General features: G+C 37.6%; 9 protein-coding genes. 5 read left to right on the top strand and 4 right to left on the bottom strand.

Going from position 1 to position 11,089, the window contains the following annotated elements; all coding sequences use genetic code 11:
- Positions 1–27: 27 nt before the first annotated feature.
- Positions 28–1,179: an SGNH/GDSL hydrolase family protein gene (locus tag RIV7116_RS25595; RefSeq protein ID WP_015121228.1), complete on the bottom strand. Its 1,152-nt coding sequence runs from the start codon at positions 1,177–1,179 to the stop codon at positions 28–30.
- 452 nt (positions 1,180–1,631) lie between these two features.
- Here RIV7116_RS25595 and RIV7116_RS25590 point away from each other — a divergent pair, with 452 nt between their 5' ends.
- Both RIV7116_RS25590 and RIV7116_RS34215 read left to right on the top strand, forming a co-directional pair.
- Positions 1,632–2,189 (top strand): hypothetical protein, encoded by a 558-nt coding sequence (locus tag RIV7116_RS25590; RefSeq protein ID WP_015121227.1) that lies wholly within the window; start codon positions 1,632–1,634, stop codon positions 2,187–2,189.
- Between the two features lie 127 nt (positions 2,190–2,316).
- Positions 2,317–4,236, top strand: a complete 1,920-nt coding sequence (locus RIV7116_RS34215) for a hydrolase (RefSeq protein WP_015121226.1) — start codon at positions 2,317–2,319, stop codon at positions 4,234–4,236.
- Positions 4,237–4,650: 414 nt separating this feature from the next.
- On the opposite strand, the gene RIV7116_RS25580 is transcribed toward RIV7116_RS34215, so the two are convergent.
- The 3 genes from RIV7116_RS25580 to RIV7116_RS25570 all read right to left on the bottom strand — a co-directional run bounded on the left by RIV7116_RS25580 (position 4,651) and on the right by RIV7116_RS25570 (position 7,287).
- Positions 4,651–5,052: a hypothetical protein gene (locus RIV7116_RS25580; RefSeq protein WP_015121225.1), complete on the bottom strand. Its 402-nt coding sequence runs from the start codon at positions 5,050–5,052 to the stop codon at positions 4,651–4,653.
- Between the two features lie 112 nt (positions 5,053–5,164).
- Positions 5,165–5,641 carry a hypothetical protein gene (locus RIV7116_RS25575; protein ID WP_015121224.1) on the bottom strand — a complete coding sequence of 159 codons (477 nt, stop codon included), beginning with the start codon at positions 5,639–5,641 and terminating at the stop codon, positions 5,165–5,167.
- Positions 5,642–5,817: 176 nt separating this feature from the next.
- Positions 5,818–7,287, bottom strand: coding sequence for a CoA-acylating methylmalonate-semialdehyde dehydrogenase (locus RIV7116_RS25570; RefSeq protein WP_015121223.1), 1,470 nt, complete (start codon positions 7,285–7,287; stop codon positions 5,818–5,820).
- A gap of 470 nt (positions 7,288–7,757) precedes the next feature.
- Between RIV7116_RS25570 and RIV7116_RS25565 the strand changes: the two genes are divergently transcribed.
- The 3 genes from RIV7116_RS25565 to RIV7116_RS25555 all read left to right on the top strand — a co-directional run bounded on the left by RIV7116_RS25565 (position 7,758) and on the right by RIV7116_RS25555 (position 11,088).
- The gene (locus tag RIV7116_RS25565) at positions 7,758–9,044 is read left to right on the top strand and encodes a serine hydrolase (RefSeq protein ID WP_015121222.1); all 1,287 of its coding nucleotides are present in this window, start codon (positions 7,758–7,760) and stop codon (positions 9,042–9,044) included.
- A gap of 320 nt (positions 9,045–9,364) precedes the next feature.
- Positions 9,365–9,772, top strand: coding sequence for a hypothetical protein (locus RIV7116_RS25560; RefSeq protein ID WP_015121221.1), 408 nt, complete (start codon positions 9,365–9,367; stop codon positions 9,770–9,772).
- Between the two features lie 44 nt (positions 9,773–9,816).
- Positions 9,817–11,088 (top strand): hypothetical protein, encoded by a 1,272-nt coding sequence (locus tag RIV7116_RS25555; protein WP_015121220.1) that lies wholly within the window; start codon positions 9,817–9,819, stop codon positions 11,086–11,088.
- The last annotated feature ends 1 nt before the right edge of the window (position 11,089 follow it).

Here is an 11,089-nt window from a genome sequence, read left to right as displayed (position 1 = left end):
ATAATTTTGAATGCTTCAAGTTGAGAGTTATAAGTAACTGTCTGTCGCGAATAGAGTATTCTGAATATCTCCAGGTATGTTTTTTTGCTTGGCATCTGCAAACCAGAGTATTTCACTGCTTTCACCGAAAACAAAGCTATTTAAGTATTCGTTTGCAGCCCCAAAGCTAAATGTATAATTACTAGTATCCTTTCCAGAGTCAGCAATTGAGTAACTAGTTTCATAGTCACTATAGGATATTGATAAACTTTGAACACTAGGGAAATTAGCAGGAGTTTTAGTATCTCGGAATCCAACTGTATCTTTAGGAATCTCATCAATTACACTTTGAGCAACTAAACTCGAAACAACGCTTGTCGCATGAAATTCATCCCACCAAAAATATTCGTTGGGATTAGGTACGACATTTAGAGTTTCTGTATTTAAAGCTGGCTCGCTAACGTTTGTTAAACCGAAAGCGCTTGGGTTTGCTAGGATTTGAGCAATTTCACTAGCAACATCTAATTCAATAATATTGATTCCTAACTCATTTTCAAGGTCATCTAATTTATTGCCGAGCAAAGAATTAAATTCAGTTGATGCAGTATTCAAAGCATCGCTAATTCCTTCATTCCTGGCAAAAGGAAGGCTACCTAAAAGTGCAATATTAGGGATAATGAAGTTTTCTGCTCCAGCATCCGCTAAGGTGGTAATATTTTCGGTTAATCCTTCTAATACGCTTGCAGGTGTAGATATATTATCCGGTATTACTTCTTCATCTATATCGGGAAAGAAATTATTTGAACCTGCTGTGATAAAAAAAAGATCGCCTTCAGCAGGCGCATCTATATCTAAGTATGTTTTGATTTGTTCTCCAACATTGGGTAGCCCTTCATCGGAAAAGCCAGAACCAGTTTCTGCTGTTCCGAATGCATAGTTATCTCCACCAGCGAGGGAGGGAGTAGAAGCCGATAAACCTAATTCTTTCGCTATTATTTCTGGTACGAGTTCACCGTTGGAAAATCTTCCATCCGCATAAGGTGGAGATGGTGGATTTGGATTGATTGAGCGGGTAGTGATAAATAAGTTACCAACATCTGCAAGACTATCACCGAATGTGATGAAGCTAGTGAATGAGTTTTGAGAAGTAATTTGAGGGCTGATGTCTTTCAAAAGAGAAATATTTGTGATGCTAGTCATGATGCAGGATTAATCATATTGACGATGGGTACTTGTGTATTTCTAGCTAAATAAGCAACAAGCAGAAATAGTAGAAGCAAAGTCTTTAATTAAACTCAATCAAAGCTATAAATCGGTAATCAATAATCTTCTTGATATTTGTTTTGGATTTTGTTTCACCTTTTGAACTATAGAATATGTACAGATAAACTATATAGATTATTACTTATACCAATTCTGTATGAAGTTGCGCTAAATTGCCCGCAGCCTATAAGGCTGGGGCTATTGGCTGTGTTTATTTTTTTATCAATATTTATTCATCCGCTTCAAGGTAAAGTCTTTGAGATATTGATTGAGAAAATAACCCGTAGTGACTTTAGTCATAAATATCTATGACCATAGACAATATTGAAACATGAATCTCTGAAGTTAATTTACTAGAGAGTCTTGTTAAATGAGAAAATAAGAGGAAAATGAAGACTAATTTATTCGTAAGTTTTTTGGTCTTGTCCACTAGTTTTTTTGTTGATATACCCTCCGTAAATGGAGAACCAGCAAATATATTCAAGCCTTTAGTTAATGACATATCTCTCGAACTATCACCCGGTTTGAGTATGCGTTTACCTTCCTATATTCCTGCTTCAGATACTCCAATCTATCCTTTTGTGACTTCTGATGAAAAAGGTTTGAGAGTCAATATCAGTACTGAACCTGATTGTGAGTATAAAGCGAATCCACTCTCTTGTATTATTGGTGAAATTTCAGCCATACCCACTAAAGCTGTAAAACATTGGCCCCCTAAAGGAGATAATCGTCGGCAGGTAAATCTGGACAATGGTATTAATGGTTTCTTCTTTACTCGGGGAAAGGGGGATGGAATAGTTAGTTTTGTGGCTTGGGAACAGGATAATCAGAAATTTGGTATTTTTGCATTATCTGAAATCGCATCTCGAAAAGAATTGCTAGATATTGCGAAATCAATGACGGGTGAAGAAGCTATTAAGAGTAAATCAGCGAGCAGAGGACAGTGAACAGTTAGCAGTGAAAAGTTTATAGATTTTGTGACAGTTGCGGTATGTCGTTATCACTCAATAAAATAAATTGATTTTACTGTCACCCACCAATTGATTATTAACTAAACATAAGGAATTTACGACAATGAATAACAATATTTCTTCCGATTTAGCTCAGCAGTTACAAGCAAATATCGATTCAGTTGTGCAAAGTACGAAAATACCCGGTGTAGCTGTCGCTGTTATCAGCCCTGAAGAAAATTGGTACGGTGCGAGCGGGGTTTCTAATTTGGAGACTGAGAAATCGATGAATCCAGATGATTTGTTCAAAATAGGTAGTATCAGCAAAACATTTACGGGTGCAACTATCCTTAAGTTAGTGGAAGAAGAAAAGCTTAGTTTGCAAGATACTTTAGATAAATGGCTGCCAGATTCTACGATCGCGAATATTCCTAATGCTAAAGAAATTACCGTTGAGCAATTAATGAATCATACCAGCGGTATTTTCAGCTATACAAATAACCTTAAATTCGCTACAGATGAATTAGCAGTGCTTAATGGTGCAGATATCGACAGAAGTCGGGAAGCGATTCTTGAAAATTATGTTTCCGGAGAGGATGCTTATTTTGCACCTGGGGAATCCTTCTTTTATTCCAATACTAATTACCTTTTGTTAGGAATGTTAATTGAAGCTACTACAGGTAATTCTTATCAAAGTGAGGTTAATCGTTTAATTTTAGAACCTTTAGGATTAGATAACACCTATTTTGTAGGAGACGAGATTCCAGATGAAAGATTCGTTAGGGGCTACGGAGATTTGCTGGGGGAAGATGGAAGTCTGGGTGCAGATGGTATTTATGAAGATACTACGGATGCGTTTTCGTCTCTTGCTTCAACCCTAAGTGATGGCGGAATCGTTTCTAATAGCAAAGATGTAGCTCGTTTTAGCGATGCGTTATTTAGTGGGGAATTGATAATACCTGAAAGTCTCAATAAAATGCTTTCATGGTCAAATATTGATGAAGCGGAAGTGGAAGTAGGCAGCCAATATGGTAATGGTGTATACGAAGAAAAAACCCCTTGGGGAGAAAATTGGGGACACGATGGCGGAACCTTTGGCTATATCAGTAAAATGCGATATTTTCCCGAAACGGATACAACCATTACTGTTTTTGTAAATCAACTAGATCCTCAAGCTGTTATATTGCCTACCGATTCTGTATTTTCGGATGTGAGTAAAACTCTATTCGGTGAGACGAATAATATTACTCCGGAAGGATTTTTTGATTCTTTGGATAGCAATTTTGTTGATGGATTGATTGATGCGATTGATGGAGTTGATAATAAAGCTGATTTAATTGCTTTAGCGAGTAACGAAAATACACTGGCAGAGTTTGATTATGATGCTGTAAACGAAGACAAATTTTTCGAGTTGATTGATAACCCATTGAATCAAGACGAATTCAATGATTTGCTTAATTTCCTACGTTATGGCGATGTAGTGAAAGAAGAAAGCGATGTCATGGTAGGGAATAAAGCAGACAATACCCTTGCTGGTGAAGATAGAAACGATACCTTAGCTGGAGGATTGGGTGATGATTTAATTTTTGGACAAGGTGGTGATGATGTTTTAAGAGGGGATTTAAATAATCGTTCCGGTGGTGGAAATGTTGGGGGAAATGACACTATTTATGGTGGAATAGGAAGCGATCGTATCGGTGGTAAAGCTGGTAATGACTTGATTTTTGGCGACATTGGTAATGACAGAATTTGGGGTGATGCTGGTGATGACACTCTAACGGGTGGTTTGGGTAATGATAGTCTCTATGGTGGCACTGGTAATGACGTGTTTATCTTAGAACTTAATCAAGGTACGGATAAAATCTTTGATTTTAAAGTCGATGATGATTTTATTGGCATTGCCAGTTTAGGTATTAGTGTGGAAGATATCGATCTTAGTCAACAAGGAAAAAATGCTGTAATTGCTGTTGATGGTTCGGATATCGCGATTTTGCAAAATCTGAATTTTGAAAGTTTGAGTGTAGATAATTTTGCTTTTGTTTAACTAACCTGAGTTCGGGTTAAGCGGATTGAGATATAGCGTTTCCCAGTCTATTGAAGTACACACAAAACCTCACCCCCAACCCCTCTCCTTGATAAGGAGAGGGGAGATAAAGCACAGCTTTATCGGGGTGAGGTAATCGCTGTACCTCAGTTGCTTAGGAAACGCTATAAAAGCCAGTCCAGACTAATATTTGGCTTTTTTGGTTGATGACAATAAGCGATTAATCCACACAAAACGTTTTCATAAGCCTTTGGTTGGTGCGTGACAGGAAAACCTTGTTATTGCCTTAGAAATCAAGCTAACTGTCACAGCACCCTACAAGCTGAAGATCGGCTTTTTATTTAAAAAATTGACACCGCTAACTAAAAAGTTAACGATGCCTAAATTGAACTAATTCAAAATATTATTAATCAATTAAAATTTGATTCCTAACTGTCCGTTAATACCGCGAACTGAATTATAACCAGCACCTACAAAGAAGTTTTGGCTTGGGCTAACTTGTACGCCACCTGAAATTGCAACACCTTTATCTTCAGTGTAGTAACCTAATCCGAGGTAAGGAGAAACTACAGGTAAGGGAAGAAATTGTAGTACGTCTACACCTACAGCACCATCTTCTCCTACTCCTAATTCTGCACCGTAACCGGCAAATTTTGCACCTACAGCATAAGTCACGTCACCATCTTTAGCACCCACAGATACCCAAGGTTGTGGCTTAGGGATTGGTACTATTTGAGCTTCAGCATGTTGAGGTGCGAACAAAGCTAACAAACCTAGAGACGCAACTAATGTTTTACCGATAATAGCTATTTTCATTTTGGACTCCTACACTACCTATAAATTATTATGGTTTGTTCGTAATTAACTTACAGTGACGGATATTACACTGTTTCTGTGCCATTACTCGGTAAAATTGGGAAAAGGTTAATTATTGCACAACAATCGGATAATCGGGTGTTGGATTCAGCGGGCAACTAAAAACGTATTTACCTGGTTTGAGAGTAATTTGATAATCTTGAGTATTACCCTTGTTTAAACCACCTCCACTGACTTTGGGTAACGTTACTTGACTGACTCCTTCTCCACGCAAGTAGAAGCCTAATTCGTAGGGAACATCACTGTTAGTAACTCTAAAGGTATATTTTCCAGATTTTAACGTTAGAGGTTTAAAGCCCTTTTTTCTTTCTGCTAAAGTTTTACTATTTATTTGCTTGCAGTCTTCAGCTTGTGTAGTCTGGTATTCATAATCTTTATTCTCCGTTTCCAGAAATTGACAGCCAGTTTGAGTTAAGTTAATTATCTGGGATGGTGTTGTTTCGCTGCTTTGCTCGGAGCTTGATTGTGTGTTAACGCAAGCTGTTGTCAGAGTTAATAATAATAAACTTAATTGTAATTTGCGCTTCATTTGATTTGATATTTTCTACAGATTACCAATCAACTTTATGAGAAATAATTTATCTCAGATTAAACATAGCTGACTATAGTATTAATTTTTACTGAAAATTGAGTTTACAACTTTCAGATATTAACTCATAACTGCTCACTGCTCACTGCTAACTGTTGACTGCTCACTGTTCACGGTTAAAATTTTCTTGACCATTCATCTTTCCATCTTTCCACAACTACTTTGGTTTGAGTAAAAAACTCTACTGCATGGTTTCCTTGCCCGTGTAAATCTCCGAAGAAACTTTGTTTCCAACCGCTGAAGGGAAAGAATGCCATTGGTGCGGCAACTCCGATATTTATTCCAATGTTTCCCGCTTCTGCTTCATAGCGAAATTTACGGGCTGCGGCTCCGGATGTGGTAAATAAACAAGCCATGTTTCCAAATAGGCTGTTATTTACTAAGGAAATCGCTTCATCAATATCGTTTACATGCATTAAGCTTAATACTGGCCCAAATATTTCTGTATTTGCAGTTTCGCTTAAAGGATTTACATCTTGTAGAATTGTTGGACGGATAAAACAGCCTTGTTCGTAACCGGGTATATTTGGATTTCTACCGTCAACTAATAGTTTTGCACCCGATGACGCTGCTTTTTCAATTAATCCCTCAATTCTGGCTTTACTTCCAGCATTAATTACTGCTCCCATTTGTACACCATCATCCAAACCATTTCCTACAATTCGCTTGTTTGCGGCTGCGGCGATCGCTTCGGTAAAACTGTCTTTGGCTTCTCCTACAGTTATGGCGATGGAAGCCGCAAGGCACCTTTGCCCAGCACATCCAAAAGCACTATCGGCAGCGATACGGGTTGTCATCTCCATATCTGCATCCGGTAAAATCACAATCGGATTTTTTGCACCACCTTGAGCCTGCATTCGTTTACCGTTTGCCGCACCCCAACTGTAAATATATTTGGCTACCGGTGTAGAGCCAACAAAACTCACTGCTTTAATTTGTGGATGTTCTAAAATTGCATCTACAGTGTCTTTTGTACCATTAACTAAATTCACCACCCCTTTAGGTAAACCAGTTTGCTCCAACAAAGTGAATATTTTTTGCATTGTCAGCGGTACCTTTTCCGAAGGTTTGACAATGTAGGTATTACCGCAAGCCAAAGCATAAGGTAAAAACCAAAAAGGAATCATCCCCGGAAAATTGAAAGGGCAAATCGCCGCACATACACCAAGCGGTTGACGAATCATTATTTCATCTATTCCCTTAGCGATATCTTCGAGGTTGCTTCCCTGCATCATCATCGGGATACCGCAAGCAACTTCGACGTTTTCTATAGCACGACGTATTTCACCTCTTGATTCTGCCAAGGTTTTGCCGCATTCAAAAGTAATAGTGCGAGCAATGTCTTCTAAATTTTCTTCTAATAGATACTTGAGTATAAATAAAAACTGCACTCGTTGTGTTGGCGGAGTACGTCTCCAGGATTTGAAAGCTTCCGCAGCTGCTTCTGCTGCTTGGTTGACTTCTGATTTTGGTGATAAAGGTACTTTAGCTAGTAATTCTGCCGTGGCTGGGTTAATGACTTCAAGGTGTTCGGCTGCCGTGGATTTTTGCCATTCACCGTTTATGTAGTTCGAGAGAATATTCATAGGGTGATTAGTAGATGCAGGAATATCAATATATTATTCCGTTAAAGATTCATTTGCTACATTATGCCTTACTCCATAAAGAAGCGAAGACAGTGTTATTACGAACAATATTCAATAGTTTTACGCACTATTTTCAACAACCGCCTTGAAATAAACTCCCACCGTGAGCAAACAAAGTTGCTCTTCTGACCACTGCGAAAGGATTTTTGTAGGTTTCAACGTACTTTGTATATTAACTGCATCAATTTATTTCTACGGAATTAGACTTAGAGACAATTATGCAAGATATCAGTTAAAACTAACACTGGAACCATTTATTTTATGTAAACGTCTTCAAAACAATCGCAAAATAGTGCATTACAAATCAAAATTATTTTTCGGAAAATACTGATATTTATTTTCCGGAGAATACATAGAAAAACTGAAAACTTTATTCAAATCAATTCTTTGGTTGCTCGCAAATCATACACATGAGACTACCCTTATTATTTCTTAGTGCTGCTAGCAGTATTCTACTGTTATCATCTCCATTAAATGCGGCTAATTTTCAATCATGGCATTTTAATCCTACGCGCAATCAACTTAATTTAACTACGGATTCAGGAGTTCAACCAAGAGCATTTTTAATTAATAATCCGACGCGACTTGTAATAGATTTACCTGGTACGCAATTAAAGGGTAATACTATTCGTAAAAAATATAGTTCGGCAGTAAAAGAAGTTAGAGTTGGTAAAGTTAACGATAAAACTACTCGTTTAGTCGTTGAATTAGCCCCAGGTTATACAGTTTCTCCTGAAAAGCTATTAGTTAAAGGCGATACTTCTTCTCATTGGATAGTTAATTTTTCATCTATAGAGCGCACTACTTCTAACTCTAATCAGATTTCTAGTGAAGAAAAGATTCCCGTGCGGTTTCCTGCTGCATCTTCATTTGCTGGGGTTGTTCCTTTAGGAAGTCAAATACCACAACTCCATTCTCAAGTTAAAAGTTTGATGTCTCGCTACAGTTATTTAGATCCAGGAATCTTTTTCATGGATTTGGAAACTGGAGATTATTTAGACATAAATGGAGAGAAGGCATTTCCTGCAGCTTCTACAATTAAACTCCCGCTTTTAGTTGCTTTATTTGAAGAAGTAGATGCCGGTAGAGTTAAGTTAAATGAAACTGTAGTAATGCGCCGCGATTTGATGACTGGGGGTTCCGGAACAATGCGGTATAAACGTCCCGGCACTAAGTTTAGTTTACTCGAAACCGTTACTAAAATGATTACCATCAGCGATAATACCGCAACTAATATGGTTATCGATCGCTTGGGTGGTAAAGCCAGATTAAATCAGCGTTTTCGTAATTGGGGATTGCAAAATACAGTCATCCGCAATCTACTTGGTGACTTTAAAGGAACTAACACTACTAGCCCTAAAGATTTAGCTAGAGTTGGAGCTTTGATTTCTAATAATTTGTTATTAAGTAATAGCAGCCGCGCCAAAGTTTTAGATATTATGCATCGCGTTGAGAATAAAGCGTATTTAGCATCGGGTTTTGGTAGAAATGCAAAATTTGCTCACAAAACAGGAACTTTAGGAATTGTTCTTGGTGATGCAGGTATTGTAACAATGCCTAATGGTAAGCGTTATTTAGCAGGTATTATGGTAAATAGACCTTTCCGCGATCGACGCGCTAAATCATTTATTAAACAAGTCTCTCGAATGGTTTACGGACACATGAATAAACCACAAGTAAGCAGTTTACCAAGATAATTTTCTGTTTAAGTTTATAGCTTTATTTGTGTAGAGACGGGGCATGATGTGCTCCGTCTTTATTGTTTTTTGGACTCAACAACCGCCTTGGAATAAATTCCCAGGCTGACATACAAAGTCTGATAAATCAGACTGAGCAAAGCTTTTAGTGCGTTTCAACGTACTTCGTATATTAGCCTTGAAATTGATTTCTCTGCGAGAAAGCCTCCGGCTTACAAGGCGCAGGCTTCACGAGAATAATGAAGATGTGAAATAATCAATCTTTTGACAATTAAGGGGAAAACAGTATATTAGTACCATAAGATAATAAATTTAAAGTTATGCAGTTACTTCAGATTAGTGCATCGGATTTACAAATATTTTTAGAAACACCCGAAGAATTACTGACGGAATCGGAGGAAATGCAGATTGCTGTTGCATCTTTTGCCGATACTCCCCGAAGTCTTTTAGAAATTCTACTCAACAGCGATTATTCCGCAGTTGTGGAAGCTGCAAGATTGCACGTTAATTTTGCGGGTACCTTAGAAGATTATCAAGAAACTATTGCGGAAGTGTTGCGGAATCTGGATTTGGGACAAAATGACAGGTTAGCGGTGGAGTTGATGCGATTTGCTCCCGTAGCTCCTTGTTTTTTGAGTGAATGGGTTCCCCAGAGAAGGTTAATTCAAGGATTGCAGAATGAATATATGCCGTTGCGGTATCGGTTGCAGTTGTTGGAAAGGTTTTAGAAGAATTAGCAAATAAATCCTATAAATTAAATGGGACAGAAGAATTGTTGCGTGAATTAGCTCCGGATATCACACCAAATTTATTAAAGCAGATTAAAACGTTTATTTATAAAGGTCAGTCACCTGAGATGATTTTATTTACGCTTCAGCAAATACAGGAGCTTGACAAATCAATATTTTTTGAAGAATGGATTGCTTTAGTAAATTCTCTTGATGAATTGGAAAGAAAAACTCTTGAATACTTATCTAAACAAGAATCTCCTCTAGAGTGGGAAGGGAGATATACAGTTGGAAAACGTTCTGAAGGAAGACGCAAACCTTGGTCTAAAAATAAACAATTAACAAAAAACTACAATATTCTGGATGGTTTGATGTGTTTATTGAATACCCAATACAATCGCGATCGCATTAATCAAGAAGTAGTAGCTGCATTATTGGGAAACTCATCAGTACCAGCTTTGTTGAGAGAAAGATTATGGGAACAACATAAGAAAACTCCCGATGATGAAAGCGAATATTTAGAAGATTGGGATATGCGAATGGCTGTAGCGTTCAATCCTCAAACTTCAGAAGCACAGCGTATCGAATATTTACAACAACTGCTTGCTTACGAACTATCTCACATTGGATGTTATATGAGTGAATATATTCACCGAAGAATTGCGAAAAATCCTCTAACACCATTATCTATATTAAAATTCATTCTTCAATATCGTAAAGGCTCAATTCAAGACGTTATCAAAAATCCGAATGCTCCTGTAAGTATTCTTAGACAAGCTGCTCAAGAAGATAATTCTACTACCCAGGGATTGGTTGCAGAACATCCAAATACCCCAAAAGATTTACTTCAAGAGCTTTCTTCGACTGCAATTGTACTACAAAATCCGAATCTTACTCCCCTTGATATCTATAAAATTAAATTAGAACTAGAAAGCAGATGGGAAACCCAAGAAGCAGAAATATTAATCTATAAGCGAACTAATAATCATAATGCTTCATTACAATCGGCTTTTTCACAACTTAATATTCAACAATCCCCAACCCTTCAAAGTCTCCCCCGAATTTACAACCCCGACACCGACGACTTACCGACTCTACTCGCAGAATACGCTCAATCAAATAACCCTTTCGTCCGATTCGTAACTCTACTTCATCCCCTCACACCACAACAAACATTAACTCAAGCTGCAAATTCCGCTTCTTGGTTAGAAAGATATGCTGTTGCCCAAAACGAATCAACACCTTTAGAAACTCGTTCGATTCTTGCTCGTGATGGCAATCGAATTGTTAGAGCAGCAGCAAATCATAATTTATAAA

The sequence above is a fragment of the Rivularia sp. PCC 7116 genome, from assembly GCF_000316665.1.
Classification (GTDB): Bacteria; Cyanobacteriota; Cyanobacteriia; order Cyanobacteriales; family Nostocaceae; genus Rivularia.
This window is presented reverse-complemented; position numbering and strand designations above follow the sequence as displayed.